Here is a 14,947-nt window from a genome sequence, read left to right on the forward strand (position 1 = left end):
CGAGACGACCGTGGCTCGAGCCGCGGTCAGTCGTCGTCGGCGCCGACGTCGGCCGCGACGCCGTCACCGGTTCGGCGAGCCGTCTGCATGTTGTCGTAGCCGATCTTGAACAGCGACAGCGCGAGTCCGATGAGGATCGCGATGATGACGAGCTGAACCACGGCCGACAGCTGCGGGATCAGCGTCGTCTCCGCCTCGGCCGTGATGCCGAGTAGCCGTCCCCCGAGGATCTGGTAGAGGCCGACCCAGCTCAGGCCGATGATCGTGATGAATCCCATCAGCGCCATCGGGCCGCCGGTGGAGATCAGCTGTTTGGACTGGCTCCAGTTGGCCAGCCAGATGGTGGCGGTGAGCAGCGCCAGCGAGGCGAGCAGCTGGTTCGCGCCGCCGAACAGCGTCCAGAGATCCTCCCACCGGCCGCTGCCGAGCAGGAAGAACGCGACGACCGCGATGATCGACGTGTTGACGTAGCGGTTCGCCGCGTACTCCTCGACGGCCGTCTCGGGCGTGCCGATGATCTCCTCGAGCATGTACCGACCCAGGCGGACGGCGGTGTCCATGCTCGTCAGCAGGAAGCTCGCCAGCACGAGCGCCATGAACGGCGCGGCGTATTCGAACGGGATGCCGAACGCGGTGAGGATCGCGCCGCCGCCGGTCGCGAAGTTCGGCAGCGCGAGCCCGATCCCGCCGGCACCGGCCGGGATCGCGACGAGCGTCACCGCACAGAGGGCGACCGCCGCGAGCAGGCCCTCCGCGAGCATCCCCCCGTAGCCGATCAACCGCGCGTCGGTCTCCTTGTTCAGCTGTTTGGCCGTCGTCCCCGAGGAGACCAGCGAGTGGAAGCCGCTGATCGTCCCGCACGCGATGGTGAGGAACAACAGCGGGAACAGCGGCATGAGCGGGATCATATCCGCGAGCGGCCCGCCCTGTCCGAGGAAGCCGTACCAGGCCCCGGTCGTGATCTCGAAGCTCAGCGCCTCGCCGGTCTCGGGGTGGACCGCGTCGCTGCCCATCCCGGTGATGTACGTGCCGACGATGACCGCGAGCAGGCTCCCACCGACCCCCGTGTACAGGAGGAACGACGAGAGGTAGTCACGCGGCTGCAACAGCATCCACACCGGCAGGACGCTGGCGGCCGCCCCGTAGACGAGCATCACCAGCACCCACGCGCCGATGTTCGCGCTGTCGAGCAACTCGGGGAAGAACAGCGCCGAGTCGAACAGCACGATCGTTCCCGCGGGGTAGTCGCCGGGAACGATCGCCAGCGGGTACTGGATGCCGACCCAGACCGACGCGAAGACGCCCGTGACGAAGACGACCGTCCCGACCGAGAACGGCAGCCCCAGCTGGTAGAGCCAGAGCCCGAAGACGAACGCGAGCGTGACGTACAGCAGGCTCGCGGTCGCCGCCGACGGGTAGGCGTTCAACACGACGCCGATGACGAGCGCGAACACCGCTACGACCAGGATCGTCAACAGGAACGCGAACCACAGCAGCATGTTCTTCCCGCGCTCGCCGACGTACTGGCCGATGATGTAGCCGATCGACTTCCCCTCGTGTCGCAGGCTGCTCGACAGCGAGACGAAGTCGTGGACCGCGCCGAGCAGCGGGTTGCCGATGGCGACCCACAGCACCGCCGGCACCCAGCCCCAGACCAGCGCGGCCGTGATCGGCCCGACGACCGGCGCTCCCCCCGCGATACTCGAGTAGTGATGCCCCAGTAGCACCGGCTTTTTTGCCGGCACGTACTCCTGTCCGTCCTGATACTTGTGCGCCGGCGTCTCCCGGCTGTCGTCGAGGTCGACGAACTGCGAGAGGTACCTCCCGTACCCGATGTACGCGACGGTAAACGTCGTTAACACCAGTGCGACAATCCATATCACTCCTACCATGTTTGTTTCTCCCTAGCTGTGCGTCGGAGGGCATGACTATAAATATAATTTATTGTAGATTCTACCAGTTTACAGCAAATTCAGATCCGGCGGGGAAACGGACGGGCACCGATCGCTGCTCGAGAGTGGTATCCGGCGGCCCGAACGCGGCCGTCGACGGCGGTCACTCCGTCCGCGGTCGGCCGTCGACCGCCGAGATGTCGAGCGCGGCGGCGACCTCCTCGAGGACGCCCCCTTTGACCTCCTCGACGCGCGTCTCGATCGTCGCCGCGACCGGGACGTCGAACTCGCGTTCTATGTACTCGAGGCGCTCGCGCTCGGTCGCGACCCGCTCGCGGAGGTAGCGCGCGCCGCGGCCCTCCTCGTGGGGGTCCGGCGCGGGCGTCAGGCGGTTAACGACGAGCCCCCGAACGGGCAACTCAGCCTCCGACAGCGTCTCGAGCGAGCGGCTCGTCTCCCGGATCGAGAGCTCGTCGGGGTTCAACACGAGGTAGAAGGCGGCGTCCTCTCGCAGCACCTCGCCGGCGAACTCGAACCGCTCCTTGCGCTCCCGGAGTCGCGCGAGGATCGGGTCGCCGTCCATCACCCGCCGGGGCTCCTGGTTGCCGATCGCCGCCTTCTCGAAGAGGTCGATGCTGCGCTCGCGTTTGTGTATCAGCCGATCGATCCAGCGCTCGAGCAGCTCCGGCAGCGCGAGCAACCGCAGGGTCGACCCCGTCGGCGAGGTGTCGAACACCACCCGATCGTAGGGGTCTGCGCTGTCCATCACCTCGATGAAGCGGTCGAACAGCGCCGCCTCGTAGGCGCCGGGGGTCTGGTGGGCCATCTCGAGTTGGATGTCGACCTCGTTGACCATCGCCGCGCTCAGCTGGGAGGTGAGCTGCTTTCGCAGGTCGAGCAGGTGGTTCTGGACCTCCCGCTCCGGGTCGATCTCGAGCGCCGAGAGCCCCTCGTACCCCTCGACCGGGCGGGGCTCGTCGCCGAACTCCTGGTCGAAGACGTCCGCCGTGCTGTGTGCCGGGTCCGTCGAGACGACGAGCGTCTCGAGGCCGGCGTCGACGCACTCGAGGGCGTAGGCGCTCGAGACGGTGGTCTTGCCGACGCCGCCCTTCCCGCCGAAGAAGACGAATCGCGCCATCAGAAGTGGTACTGGTGACCCTTGCGCTCGATCACCGACTGGCGGTCCCACAGCCGCCGCTCCCAGGCCTCGTACTCGTCCTCGAGGTACGGCAGGAGCTCGGCCGTGTAGTACGACACCGGACTCGGGATACCGAAGGCGTCCGGGAAACACGCCAGCATGAACGCGTCCTCGAGGTCCTCGGCCTCGGCTTCGATCTTCTCGTAGGCGGGGTGGGCGATCATGCCGTGGTAGAGCCCGCGGAGCCACTCCTCGAGGATGGCCCGGTAGGACGCGATCCGGTCGGCGAGTGTCATCGTCGGTCATGCTCGGGGCCGAAGACTAAAAGATATCGCGTCGGGCCCGGTTCCGTCGCCGGCGGTGTCCGGGATACGACGTTTCTTCTCGCTCGAGCCCCAACGTGGTCGACGATGCGATCGACGACGATTCCCGTCACCGTCCTCTCGGGCAGCCTCGGCGCGGGAAAGACGACGCTGGTCAACCACCTGCTGCGAAACGCCGGCGATCGGAACCTCGCCGTGCTGGTCAACGACATGGGGTCGGTGAACGTCGACGCCGACCTGGTCGCCGAGGGGTCGGACCTCGCGGTCGACGACGGCATCGCCGAGCTCTCGAACGGCTGCATCTGCTGTGAGCTCCAGGACGACCTCGAGACCGCTGTCGTTCGGCTGGCCCGCGAGCGCGAGTTCGACCACCTGCTCGTCGAGGCCTCCGGCATCTCGGAGCCGGCGCCGGTCGCCCGGCTGTTCACGACGGCCTCGCGGGTGGCCGCCCGCTACGAGATCGACGCCCTCGTCACGGTGCTCGACACCCGGCTCTTCCTCGACGCCTTCGACGGCGAGTCGGTGCCCGAGCGCCGGGGTGCCGACGAGGAGACGCGCCCGCTCTCGGACCTGCTGGTCGAACAGCTCGAGTGTTCGAACCTCGTTCTGCTCAACAAGGCCGACCAGTGTACGACCGCGGAGCTCGAGCGCGCCGAGGAGCTCGTCCGGACGCTCCGGCCGGGCGTCGAGACGGTCCGCACCGAGTTCAGCGCGGTCGATCCCGCCCGGCTGTTCGACACCGGCCTGTTCGATCCGGGACAGCTCGGCGAACTCGCGGGGTGGCACCGGGCGCTCGAGGACGGGGCCGCGGCGGGCGACGCCGGCCACGACCACCACGCCGACGACGACCACGGCCACCGCCACCCGGACGAGGTCTACGGCGTCGATTCGTTCGTCGTCCGGGAGCGCCGGCCGCTCGATCCCCGGCAGTTCGCGGCGTTCCTCGAGGCGCTGCCGCCGACCGTCGTCCGATCGAAGGGGACTGCCTGGGTCGCCGGCAACGAACAACGGCTCACGGTCCACCAGGCCGGCCCGTCGGTACGGGTGACGGCGGCCGGGCCGTGGATCGCCTCGCTGCCCGAACTCGACCGGGAACTCTACCGGTCGAACCGGCCGGACCTCGAGTGGCACAACGAGCACGGTGACCGCCTGACGGAGCTCGTGTTCATCGGCACCGGCCTCGACGAACCCGCGCTGCGAGCGGCGCTCGAGGAGTGTCTGCTCGAGGAGCCGGCCGCGCCAGCCGGGACGAACGACGAGAGCCGGTTCCCCGCGGAACCGGGTGCAGAGCGCGTGCTCCGGGAGCCGTGATGCGGTCCGCCGTCCGAGTCGTCCCGCCGATGAGGCCGGGTCACAGAAACGCCTAAGGAACCGACGCGCTCGTGTGATAGTATGCCAGGGGACGCAGACGGCGACGCGGGTCGGAAGGGGTTTCGCGACGGGCTCGAGTCCTCCCAGGGAGATCCGCGGGTCCTGTTCGTGCTGAACGCGGCGCTCTCGGCGCTGTTCGGCTGGCTGATCGTGTGGGGACTCGACGTGTTAGGCGTCGTCGACTACGGCGCGACGACCGTCGCGGCCGCCGCGATCGTGCTGTTCGCGCTGACGTACGTCATGTCGCGGCGGTAGCCGGGCGAACGACTCCCGGAGTCGCTCGTCGCTCGCCGACCGACCGGCGCGCGCCGGGCACACGCGAACCGGGCCTCTCGGCTGGTTCAACGCGGCCAGCAGAAGAACGCTTCTGCGGAGGCTTATGCGGGCTGGCGTCGACGATCGGGTATGGGACGACTCAGCGCACTGATCACCGCCGTCGTCGACGGAACGACGGCCGCGGCGACCGCACGGACCGGTCACGAGGTCTCGAGGACGGAAACGCGACGGTACGAGCGGCCGCCGGCGCTCGCGGTCGACAGCCACAACGGTCGGATCGCCGTCCGCGGCGAGGATCGCGACGACGTCGCGGTGACCGTCACGAAACGGGCCGCCACCGAAGACGCCCTCGAGGACGTTCGCGTCCGGGAACGCGGCGGGACGGAGGGGGCGCCGCTCCGGCTCGAGGCGGTGTTCGAGCGGCCGGTCGTCGACGCCGCCGTCGAGTTCGATATCGCGGTTCCCGCGGGCCTTCCCGTCGAGCGAATCGAGACGGCGAACGGGCGGATCGACGTCCGGGGCGTCGGCGGCGACCCGCGCCTGCGAAGCAAAAACGGGCGGATCGAGGCCCGAGAGATCGACGGCTACGTCGACCTGCGGAGCACGAACGGCCGGCTGGTCGCGCGGGACGTCGCGGGAATCGACGGCGCGGAGACGGTAAACGGCGCGATCGATCTCGAGGTCGAGTCGATCCGCGGCGAGACGACGATCGCCGCGACCAACGGCCGGATCGACCTCCTGGCGGGCCCGGAACTCGACGCGACGGTTCGCCTCGAGACGACCGTCGGCCGGATCGAGGCGTCGGCGTTCGGCCGGTCGGCCTCCGGCGTCGGCGGTGCAACGGTGACCGGAACGCTCGGGGACGGGCGCGATCGGCTCGCGGTCTCGACGACGGCGGGCGCCCTCGAGTTCGACCGCCGGGCGTAAGCGGCGGCCCCGGCCGGGGCCGCCGGAAGGCCAGCGGGCGGGTAGCGTGGCGATGCGGAAGGTACTCACCGGCGGGCCGACTCACGTATCCCAATGGACGCTGGCCTCCGGTCGTATCGGTTCTCGAAGGCCGAGCTGGCGGTGTTCGTCTCGGGGATCGTGAGCATGGGCCTCGAGATCCTCGCCGTGCGGGTGGTCGCCCCGCAGTTCGGCAGCCACATCTACACGATCGGCGGCATTCTGACGGTGTTTCTCGCGGCGTTGAGTCTGGGCTACTGGCGCGGGGGCAAACGCGCGGCGGCCCACGCCTCGACCGACCGTCTCGTCTGGCTGTTCCTGCTGACGGCGGTTTACGTCGCCGTGCTCATCTTCGCGCGGGACCTCCTCCTCGTGGCGACGGCGACGATCCCGCTGCCCGCGCGGTACGCCTCGCTACCGGCGGTGATCCTGCTGTTCGGCCCGCCGACGTACTTCCTCGGGTTCGTCAGCCCGTACGCCGCCCAGCTCTCACAGAAGGCCGACGTCGGCGCGGCCTCCGGCCACGTCTACGCCCTGGGGACGATCGGCAGCATCATCGGCTCGGCGGGAACGACGTTCCTCCTCATCCCTACTCTCAGCATCGACGGCGTCAGCCTGCTGTTCGGCCTCCTGCTGGTCTCGACCGCGCTCGTGCTGACGGTTCCCTCGCTCCCTCGCGTTCCCGTCGCCTCGATCGCCGTCGTCACCCTCCTGCTGTTCGCCGCCGCCGGCAGCGGATCGATGGGGTACAGCGTCCACGGCGAGGTCGTCCACCAGAGCCAGACGCCCTACCAGGAACTCGAGGTGATCGACCGGGGCTCCGAGCGGACGATGTTCCTAGACGGCACCCGCCACAGTGCGAAAGACCTCGAGGACCCCGACCGACACGTCTTCGCCTACACCGCCTACTTCCACCTGCCGTACCTCACCGTGGACGACCCCGACGAGATCGACCGGGCGCTGTTCGTCGGCGGCGGCGGGTACACCGGCCCCCAGAGTTTCGTCGAGCGCGACGAGAACGTCCACGTCGACGTCGTCGAGATCGACCCCGAAGTCACGGCCGCCGCGAAGGAGTACTTCGGGTTGGAGGAGAGCGAACGCCTCGAGGCCCACACCGGCGACGGCCGGCAGTTCCTCGAGGAGTCCGACGAGACCTACGACGTGATCGTCCTCGACGCCTACAAGCAGGACAACGTGCCGTTTCACCTGACCACGAGGGAGTTCATGGAACTCGCGAAAGAGCGCCTGAGCGACGACGGCGTGCTCGTCGCGAACGTCATCTCCGCGCCCAGCGGGCCGGCCTCGGAGTTCTACCGCGCCGAGTACCGGACGATGGAGGCGGTGTTCCCGCAGGTGTACAGCTTCCGCACCAGCGACACCGGCGCCGTCCAGAACATCCAGCTGGTGGCGACGAAAGACGACGAGCGACTGAGCCAGGAGACCCTTCAGGAGCGAAACGCCGAGCGCGAGATCGGCATCGACCTCGAGACGGCGGTCGGGTACTACGAGGGCGACGTCGATACGACGGGCGCGCCGGTGCTCGAGGACGACAACGCACCCGTCGACAGCCTGCTCGATCCGATGGTCGGTCAGCGGTACGTGATCGAAGAAACCGACGGCGGAAACGAGAGCGAGACGGCCCGCCTCGCGGAGCCGCCGTCCGCCCGCGCCTGACGTCGTTCGGACCCGCCGCATCGAGTCGGTCCTCCCGGATCGGTGCTCGCCGTCGGCTGGCGAATTTACGACAGAACCTCGCTCTATTGTGCTAGCACACCACAAAGCTCATGCCCGAGGAGTCCTAACGGAGGGGTAGCGGGGGTACTCCACTCACGGTGCATTCACTCCGCGCCGCCCCGCTTCGCATGCACCCGGGGATGTGCCCCCATCCCCGGTTTTCAGCGGTTCGAACCCGACGAGCGACGGGACCGATTCTCGGACGAGCCGGGTCGCTCGAGCGACAGATATCGCGACGACGCCGTGCTACACGCCCGCTCCCGTCGGCGCGTCCGGCAGGTTGAACTTCTCGGCGTCGATCCCCAGCTCCTCGAGCGCCGCCTCGAGGTGTCGCTCCTCGGCGAAGTCCACCCCGTCGTCCTCGCGCAGGCGCTGGGCGGTCGCGAGCACCTCGCCGCGGCGGTCGTCGGGGATGTCGAACTTGTCCGTCGAGAGCTCGATCGTGAGCCCGTTGTGGTCGCGGGTGTACAGCGAGTGGAAGATCCCCCGGTCGAACTCGTTGTAGCCGCGGTCGGCGTCCTCGAGGGCGGCCTTGACGTCCGCGAAGCGCTCGGGTTCGATCCGGAAGGAGAGGTGGTGGACCGAGCCGATCTGGTGCTGGAGGGGGCGCGGATCCGACGGCCGGTCGTCGTTGACGAAGAAGGTGAGGATACGGCCGTCACCGGTGTCGAAGAAGAGGTGCGTCGAGTCGGGGTCGTCGAGGTTCGGCTGTTTGAGCACGAGCGGCATTCCGAGGAGGTCGCGGTAGAAGGCGATCGTGTCCTCGGTGTTGCTCCCGATGAGCGTGATGTGGTCGGTTCCGGCCATCCGGATCGGACTGTCGGGACGATCGGCGGTGATCTCGAGTCGGTCTGCCATACCGGTCGGTACGGCGGGACGGTGTAAACCTCTGTCTCTGCGACGGTTCGAGTCCGCAGGGTCGCGTTCACCTCTCGCGAGTGCAAGATGGTCAGTTCTCGAGAGATTGTCGTCAATTGATTTATAGGAGGTCGTGAATGATATAAAAAGCGTGTAGCTGGACAGGCCAACCACTAAGGGGTCCACCCCTCGAGCGCCGGACGACTCTCTACATGCAACTGGAGCAGCCCGCCGAGCGGTCGGCGCACTCGAACTGGAACGGAACCGTACCCGGCGGGGTCGACGCGAAGGTCGTCGCCACCGTCGTCGTCGCTGCGGGGCTCGCGGCGTCGTTGAACCTCCCCTACGGCGGCCCCCTCGCCGCGGCGGCCGCCTTCGCTCTTCTCACGTCCGGCGGCGTCGTCGTTCACCTCCTCGGCGAGCGCCGGCTGCGGCGCGTGACCGACGGCCTCGTCGAGCAGTGGGTCGACGCCGGCGGTCGCGTCGAGGACGTCACGCGCACTTCGGGGCTGCGAACCGAGTGGACGGTCCACACCGCCGCCGGCGACGTCACCGTCGGCGGCTTCGCGATGGCACCGATCTCCCGGCTCTCGATCACCCGCGACGGCATCGGCGAGGCGATGGCCGCCGCGGACGCCGAGCGACACCTCGAGCAGCTCGCCTCGGAGTGGTACCGGGAGCTGTTCGGCGGTCGCACGCGGTAGACCAGTTAGTGTGACACGCTAGCGGGCGTCACCAATCACTTAACCGTCGCTATCTCGTAGTAGAGGTGTGAGTGAAGAACACCAACGCCGGAACCTTCGGATGCCCTCGAGCGACGAGCTCTTCGCGGTCGTAACCGAACACAACGGCGGCAACCACGTCAGAGTCCGCTGTGAGGACGGGAAGAATCGAATGGGCCGTATCCCCGGTCGGATGAAGTACCGGACCTGGATCAACGAGGACGACGTCGTGCTCGTCGAACCCTGGGACTGGCAGGACGAGAAGGCCAACATCGAGTGGCGCTACACCGACCAGGACGCAGCCCAGCTCCGGCGCGAAGGTCACATCGACTGATCGAGAGACGTTTTCCAGGCAGCTTGCGCTCGAGCGACGGCGTTTTCCCTCGAGGAGCTACCGCTACCGCAGTTCTTCTCCGATCGGAGACGACTGCTGCGAGATTGTCGTAATCGGGAGCGACGGCCACAGCGAGAGAAGAGACTGGGCCACGCGCCGATGGCTCGAGAGATCGCTCTCGGCGCGTCGGTCCGATAAAAAACCGGGTTCAGGTCGCCGCGAGGCGACTCCGTGTAACCCGTGTTAGGCGCGAACGACGTTCGTCGCGCGGGGGCCCTTGGGAGCCTGTTCGATGTCGAATTCGATCTCGGTCCCTTCCGTCAGGTCCTCGCCGCCGACGTCTTCCATGTGGAAGAACACGTCCTCGTCTGCGTCGTCCGTCGTGATGAAACCGTAACCGCCTGTGTCGTTGAAGAAATCAACCGTACCGTTTGCCATTACGACTATCCACAAACGAGGGAGAGGGATAAGGCTTGTGCATTCGTCCGGCAAATCCGATCTACCGCATACGAAATTTTGTAATCAACCAATTTCAGAAATGTTCGACCAATACACTCGATTTTTGGTGGACATCAGTACGATCGAGACACCACGACGACCATCTGCGGGAGTATTCTCACTTTTCGTGAAGGCACCGCCGGATCGGCGGGTTCGGACCGGTCCGGCCGCAGTCGAAGTGACCGGCAGTCGGCACGTACGTACGCTCCGGTTTCGAGGAGACGAGTCCGACGGGCGTTTACGTGTCGGCCGACGAGATGACACGTGGATTCCAAGACGGTCTGTCGTCGATGGGCTGAGCGGTCCGGGGAGTACTCACCGGAATACTACGCCTACCACGGCCAGGACGAGCTGAGCGAGACGGTCCGGCGGCTCCTCGAGCAGTTCGGCGACCGGGACGCGTCCGTCCTCGAGGTCGGCTGTAGCTCCGGCCGTCACCTCGCGCACCTGTACGAACACGGGTTCGACGATCTGGCGGGAATCGACGTCAACGGGGACGCGTTCGACGTGATGGAGGAGACCTACCCCGACCTCGCCGCCGCCGGAACGTTCTACCACGAGGCGATCGAGAACGTCGTCGGCGACTTCGAGGACGATCGCTTCGACGTCGTCTACTCGGTGGAGACGCTCCAGCACCTCCACCCGGACCTCGAGTGGGTTTTCGAGGACCTGTCTCGGATCGCCGGCGATCTCCTCGTCACGATCGAGACCGAAGGCGACGACGAACGGCCGGAGGCGGACGTAACCTACGTCACCGACGGCGTCCCCCTGTACTACCGCGATTGGGGCCGCGTGTTCACCGAAGTAGGCTGCGACGAAGTCGACGTCAGACGCGGAAAGCGAGGCACAGTACGAACGTTCCGCCCGGGCGAGTAATAACAGCGCGAACGGATTCGACTCGCGTCGCTCCGATGAGCGACGGTACGAGAAGGGACCCGCGTCTCGTCGCTCGGCGTGTCGCGGTTTCAGCCGAGACTTCCCGAGAGGTCCGGAGACGTCAGAACAGCCCGCGGACGGAGCCGTCGTCGTCGACTCCGATCTCCGTCGCGGCCGGATCGGCAGGCAGGCCGGGCATCGTGAGCACGTCGCCCGTGAGCGCGACGACGAAGCCCGCGCCGGCCGAGGGGTACAGCTCCCGTACCGTCAGCTCCCAGCCGAACGGCACGCCAGCCTCGCCGGGGTCGTCCGAGAGCGACGCGGGGGTTTTCGAGAGACAGACCGGCACGTCGTCCAGTCCGAGCGCCCGCAGTCTCTCGATGTCCGATCGCGCCTGCGGGGTGAACTCGACGTCGTCGGCCCCGTACACCTGGGTGGCGACGGCGCGGATCTTCTCGTCGATGGGCATCGAGAGGTCGTAGGAGGGTTCCAGCGACGCCGATCCGGGTTCGGCCGCCTCCCGGACGTGCGCCGCCAGTTCGAGGCCACCCCTCCCGCCGTCGCGGTACACCGTCGAGACGGCGGCCGGAACGTCGCGCAGTTCGCAGTGGTCGAGGACCGCCCGAACCTCCCCGTCGGTGTCGTCGGGAAACCGGTTGACAGCGACGACGACCGGGACCCCCATCGCCAGGAGGTTGTCAACGTGGTGATCGAGGTTCGCACAGCCCGCGCGAACCGCCTCCGTGCGGTCGTCCGCGACCGGTTCGCGTTCGGACCCGTCGTCGTCGGGACCCTCCCGTCGCTCGAGCATCGCCTCGCCGTGTTTCTCGAGCGCGTCGACGGTCGCGACGACGACGGCGACGTCGGGGGCGATCCCCTCGCGGGAGACGATGTTGACGAACTTCTCCGCGCCGAGGTCGGCGCCGAAGCCCGCCTCCGTGACGAGGTAGTCGCCGAGACGCAGGCCGAGCCGGTCCGCCAGGATCGAGTTCGTCCCCGTCGCGATGTTGGCGAAGGGGCCGCCGTGGACGAACGCGGGCGTCCCCTCGATCGTCTGGACGAGGTTCGGCCGCAGGGCGTCCTTCAGCAGGGCGGTCACGGCGCCGACGCACTCGAGGTTCTCGATCGTGATCGGCGCTCCGTCGGTGTCGTAGGCGACGATGATGCGCGCGAGTCGCGCCTTGAGGTCCGCGATGTCGGTCGCCAGACAGAGGACGGCCATCAGTTCGGAGGCGGCGGTGATGAGAAACGAGTCCTCCCGCGGCGGGCCGTTCACCCGCCCGCCGAGTCCGACGACGATCTCGCGAAGCGCCCGGTCGTTGACGTCGAGCGCGCGGTTCCAGGCGACGCTGTCGGGTTCGACGTCGAGTGCGTTGCCGTGGGTCCGCTCGGCGTCGATCATCGCCGCGACGAGGTTGTGCGCCGCCGTGACGGCGTGGATGTCGCCGGTGAAGTGGAGGTTGATCTCCTCCATCGGGAGCACCTGGCTGTAGCCGCCGCCCGCCGCGCCGCCTTTCATGCCGAACACCGGCCCCAGCGACGGCTCTCTGATGGCGACGACGCTCGACTCGCCCTGCTGGGCGAGCGCCTGGCCGAGACCGACGGTGGTGACGGTTTTACCGGCTCCCCGCCGCGTCGGCGTCATCGCCGTCACGAGGACCAGGTTGCCGTCGGCCGGGGCGTCTAGTTCTCTGTCGATCGCGTCCCAGGTGAGCTTCGCGACGCCGTTTCCGCGGCGCTCGAGGTCCGCCCCCTCGAGGCCGATCTCTCCGGCGACGTCGGCGATCGGTCGCCGCGACGCGTTCCGTGCGATCTCGACGTCCGGCGGGACGGTTCCGTCGGAGTCAGTTTGGGTCATACGTCGACTTATCCGTGCGCTCTCAAAGTAGTACGTCCCCGTTCCCGGGGGCTGATAACGCGAGGTGCGGCCGAAAGCCGGGAGAGCGGGAGCCGGACGCCGGCGTCTCGTCGGTCGAGAAAATCGGTGGCCTCGGCACTCATAGGGCTCGTCACGACCGGGTGCCGAGTCCGGTTCGGAGCGAGTACCTCGTCATCGACCGGTCGGGGGTACGCCCTCGAGCCCGAAGTTCGTTTCTGACCGCTCGCGTCGCACCGACCCGCGGCGCTCTCGTCGAGCGTGTTCGCTTCGGCGTAGTCCGTCTCGACGGGGCGGCGAACCTCGCCGATCGGTTCCTCCGGCGGGGCGGTGACGAGGACGTCGCGGTCGGCAGAGGCCGCGGCGAGCTCCTCGAGCCGTCCGTGGAGTTCGTAGGTATCGGTAGCCATAGCGGAGACTCGGGTGGATCGGCGTACGCGGACGAGCGGGTTGAGGCGTCTGCTGGCGCGGACAAGCCGGCACGCCCCGGCGGTCGATGGGCGACAGTTAAGCGCGCGGGTCGTGTCGGAGTTCGTGAGAACGAGATGTTACCGACCGTCGACCGCGACCGCGGGAACGAACCGGACGTGAGCTTCGTCGTGCCGGCGGCCGACGAGGAGGCCTACCTCAGGGGGACCCTCGCCAGCATCGTCGCCCTCGATACGGCCTACGAGTACGAGCTGATCGTCGTCGACGGCGACTCGAGCGACGCCACGCCCGCGATCGCCCGCGAGTACGACGCGATGGTGTGCAGCCAGCGCGAGGGCGGAATCGGCGCCGGCCGTCACCTCGGCGCCGAGGCGGCCCGCGGCGAGTGGCTCGCCTTCGTCGACGCCGACACCGTCCTGCGGGCGGCGTACCTGACGCGGATGCTCGGCTACGTCGAGGCCGAGGGGCTGGCCGGGGCCTCCTCGTACTGCCGGATGACCGGTCCCCTCCGGGCGAAGGTGATGGAGGCGACGATCAACTGCGTCTTTCCGCGCCTCGACCGGCCGATCCTGCCGGGGTTCAACTGCTTCGTCCACCGGGCCGCCTACGAGGCGGTCGGGGGCTTTCCGGACGTCCCCAACGAGGACACGGCGTTCAGCCGCGAACTCGCCCGCCACGCGCCGACGGGCTACTGTCCCGCCGTCCTCGTCGAGAACTCGGGGCGCCGGATCGCCGAGAGCGGTCTCACCGGCACCGCCTGGCACTACGCGACCCTCGACGTCGGCCGCATCCGATCGGGGTACTGAGCCGGCGCCACCCGCGCTTCTTTCCCCCTCCACTCCGTACCGCGAAGCGTGCAACCGCTCGAACTGCCCGAAATCGGACTCGGTACGATGGGGATCGACGACTCCGGCGTGGTCGCGACCGCCCTCGAGGTCGGCTACCGCCACCTCGACACGGCACAGATCTACGGGAACGAGGCCGTCGTCGGCGAGGGGATCGACCGCGCCGACGTCCCCTGCGAGGAGGTCGTCGTCGCGACGAAGGTGTGGGCCGACAGCCTCGCGCCCGCCGACGTTCGCCGGACGACCGAGGAGAGCCTCGAGCGGCTGGGACTCGATCGGGTCGACCTGCTGTACGTCCACCGGCCGATCGAGACCTACGAACCCACGGAGACGCTGCCCGCGTTCGACGATCTCGTCGCCGGCGGGCTGGCCGGCCACGTCGGTCTGAGCAACTTTTCGAGCGCGGACCTCGAGACCGCCCGCGGGGTCCTCGAGGCGCCGGTCGCCGCCCACCAGGTCGAGTTCCACCCGCTGTTTCGGCCCGTCGACCTCCTCGCGGACGCCCGCGAGCGCGGCTACCCGCTCGTCGCTTACTCGCCGCTCGCCGGCGGGCGGGCCGGCGAGATCGACGAACTCGTCGCCGTCGCAGAGAGACACGACACGACCCCCGAGGCGGTGAGCCTCGCCTGGCTCCTGACGAAAGAGCGCGTGGTCCCGATCCCGAAGGCGAGCAGCCGGGCCCACCTCGAGGCCAACCTCGCAGCCGTCGACCTCGCGGACGAACTCGAGCCCGCCGAGATCGAGCGGATCGACGCGATCGACCGCACCGAGGAGCTGTTCCCCGAGTAGCCGCCGGGCCAACGGTTTTGGCCGGCGTCCGCCTACGGATC

Annotated in this window: 16 protein-coding genes; 9 read left to right on the forward strand and 7 right to left on the reverse strand. The window is 68.3% G+C overall.

Going from position 1 to position 14,947, the window contains the following annotated elements:
• Window positions 1-26 precede the first annotated feature (26 nt).
• From NMQ11_RS12355 to NMQ11_RS12365, 3 genes are all read right to left on the reverse strand, one after another.
• Complete coding sequence (locus NMQ11_RS12355; RefSeq protein WP_255168580.1) at window positions 27-1,892, reverse strand: carbon starvation CstA family protein; 1,866 nt, start codon at window positions 1,890-1,892, stop codon at window positions 27-29.
• A 163-nt stretch (window positions 1,893-2,055) separates the two neighbouring features.
• Window positions 2,056-3,030 carry an ArsA family ATPase gene (locus tag NMQ11_RS12360; RefSeq protein WP_255168582.1) on the reverse strand — a complete coding sequence of 325 codons (975 nt, stop codon included), beginning with the start codon at window positions 3,028-3,030 and terminating at the stop codon, window positions 2,056-2,058.
• Complete coding sequence (locus NMQ11_RS12365; protein WP_255168584.1) at window positions 3,030-3,326, reverse strand: DUF7990 family protein; 297 nt, start codon at window positions 3,324-3,326, stop codon at window positions 3,030-3,032. The genes NMQ11_RS12360 and NMQ11_RS12365 overlap by 1 nt, the downstream gene beginning before the upstream one ends.
• Window positions 3,327-3,440: 114 nt before the next feature.
• Between NMQ11_RS12365 and NMQ11_RS12370 the strand changes: the two genes are divergently transcribed.
• The 4 genes from NMQ11_RS12370 (at window position 3,441) to NMQ11_RS12385 (ending at window position 7,619) form a co-directional block, all read left to right on the forward strand.
• Complete coding sequence (locus tag NMQ11_RS12370) at window positions 3,441-4,664, forward strand: CobW family GTP-binding protein (RefSeq protein ID WP_255168586.1); 1,224 nt, start codon at window positions 3,441-3,443, stop codon at window positions 4,662-4,664.
• 81 nt (window positions 4,665-4,745) lie between these two features.
• Complete coding sequence (locus tag NMQ11_RS12375; RefSeq protein ID WP_255168589.1) at window positions 4,746-4,979, forward strand: DUF8107 family protein; 234 nt, start codon at window positions 4,746-4,748, stop codon at window positions 4,977-4,979.
• Window positions 4,980-5,129: 150 nt separating this feature from the next.
• Window positions 5,130-5,927: a DUF4097 family beta strand repeat-containing protein gene (locus NMQ11_RS12380; protein ID WP_255168590.1), complete on the forward strand. Its 798-nt coding sequence runs from the start codon at window positions 5,130-5,132 to the stop codon at window positions 5,925-5,927.
• Window positions 5,928-6,020: 93 nt separating this feature from the next.
• Window positions 6,021-7,619 carry a spermidine synthase gene (locus NMQ11_RS12385; protein ID WP_255168592.1) on the forward strand — a complete coding sequence of 533 codons (1,599 nt, stop codon included), beginning with the start codon at window positions 6,021-6,023 and terminating at the stop codon, window positions 7,617-7,619.
• A 306-nt stretch (window positions 7,620-7,925) separates the two neighbouring features.
• Here NMQ11_RS12385 and NMQ11_RS12390 read toward each other — a convergent pair whose 3' ends face one another.
• On the reverse strand, window positions 7,926-8,537 hold the full coding sequence (locus NMQ11_RS12390; protein WP_255168594.1) for a VOC family protein: 612 nt from the start codon (window positions 8,535-8,537) through the stop codon (window positions 7,926-7,928).
• A 212-nt stretch (window positions 8,538-8,749) separates the two neighbouring features.
• Between NMQ11_RS12390 and NMQ11_RS12395 the strand changes: the two genes are divergently transcribed.
• Both NMQ11_RS12395 and eif1A read left to right on the forward strand, forming a co-directional pair.
• The gene (locus NMQ11_RS12395; protein WP_255168595.1) at window positions 8,750-9,241 is read left to right on the forward strand and encodes a hypothetical protein; all 492 of its coding nucleotides are present in this window, start codon (window positions 8,750-8,752) and stop codon (window positions 9,239-9,241) included.
• Between the two features lie 67 nt (window positions 9,242-9,308).
• Window positions 9,309-9,593, forward strand: coding sequence for a translation initiation factor eIF-1A (eif1A, locus tag NMQ11_RS12400; RefSeq protein WP_345781439.1), 285 nt, complete (start codon window positions 9,309-9,311; stop codon window positions 9,591-9,593).
• A 243-nt stretch (window positions 9,594-9,836) separates the two neighbouring features.
• Here eif1A and NMQ11_RS12405 read toward each other — a convergent pair whose 3' ends face one another.
• Complete coding sequence (locus tag NMQ11_RS12405; RefSeq protein WP_255168597.1) at window positions 9,837-10,031, reverse strand: cold-shock protein; 195 nt, start codon at window positions 10,029-10,031, stop codon at window positions 9,837-9,839.
• 324 nt (window positions 10,032-10,355) lie between these two features.
• Between NMQ11_RS12405 and NMQ11_RS12410 the strand changes: the two genes are divergently transcribed.
• On the forward strand, window positions 10,356-10,967 hold the full coding sequence (locus NMQ11_RS12410) for a class I SAM-dependent methyltransferase (RefSeq protein WP_255168599.1): 612 nt from the start codon (window positions 10,356-10,358) through the stop codon (window positions 10,965-10,967).
• Window positions 10,968-11,088: 121 nt separating this feature from the next.
• Here the strand turns inward: NMQ11_RS12410 and NMQ11_RS12415 are convergent, their stop codons facing one another.
• A complete protein-coding gene (locus tag NMQ11_RS12415; protein WP_255168600.1) occupies window positions 11,089-12,825 on the reverse strand; it encodes a formate--tetrahydrofolate ligase in 1,737 nt (578 codons plus the stop codon).
• An 8-nt stretch (window positions 12,826-12,833) separates the two neighbouring features.
• The gene (locus NMQ11_RS12420; protein ID WP_255168601.1) at window positions 12,834-13,253 is read right to left on the reverse strand and encodes a hypothetical protein; all 420 of its coding nucleotides are present in this window, start codon (window positions 13,251-13,253) and stop codon (window positions 12,834-12,836) included.
• A gap of 135 nt (window positions 13,254-13,388) precedes the next feature.
• Between NMQ11_RS12420 and NMQ11_RS12425 the strand changes: the two genes are divergently transcribed.
• Both NMQ11_RS12425 and NMQ11_RS12430 read left to right on the forward strand, forming a co-directional pair.
• The gene (locus NMQ11_RS12425) at window positions 13,389-14,078 is read left to right on the forward strand and encodes a glycosyltransferase family 2 protein (RefSeq protein ID WP_255168602.1); all 690 of its coding nucleotides are present in this window, start codon (window positions 13,389-13,391) and stop codon (window positions 14,076-14,078) included.
• Window positions 14,079-14,165: 87 nt separating this feature from the next.
• Window positions 14,166-14,906 carry an aldo/keto reductase gene (locus NMQ11_RS12430; RefSeq protein ID WP_255170893.1) on the forward strand — a complete coding sequence of 247 codons (741 nt, stop codon included), beginning with the start codon at window positions 14,166-14,168 and terminating at the stop codon, window positions 14,904-14,906.
• Window positions 14,907-14,947: the final 41 nt, after the last annotated feature.

Source organism: Natrononativus amylolyticus, assembly GCF_024362525.1.
Taxonomy (GTDB): domain Archaea; phylum Halobacteriota; class Halobacteria; order Halobacteriales; family Natrialbaceae; genus Natrononativus; species Natrononativus amylolyticus.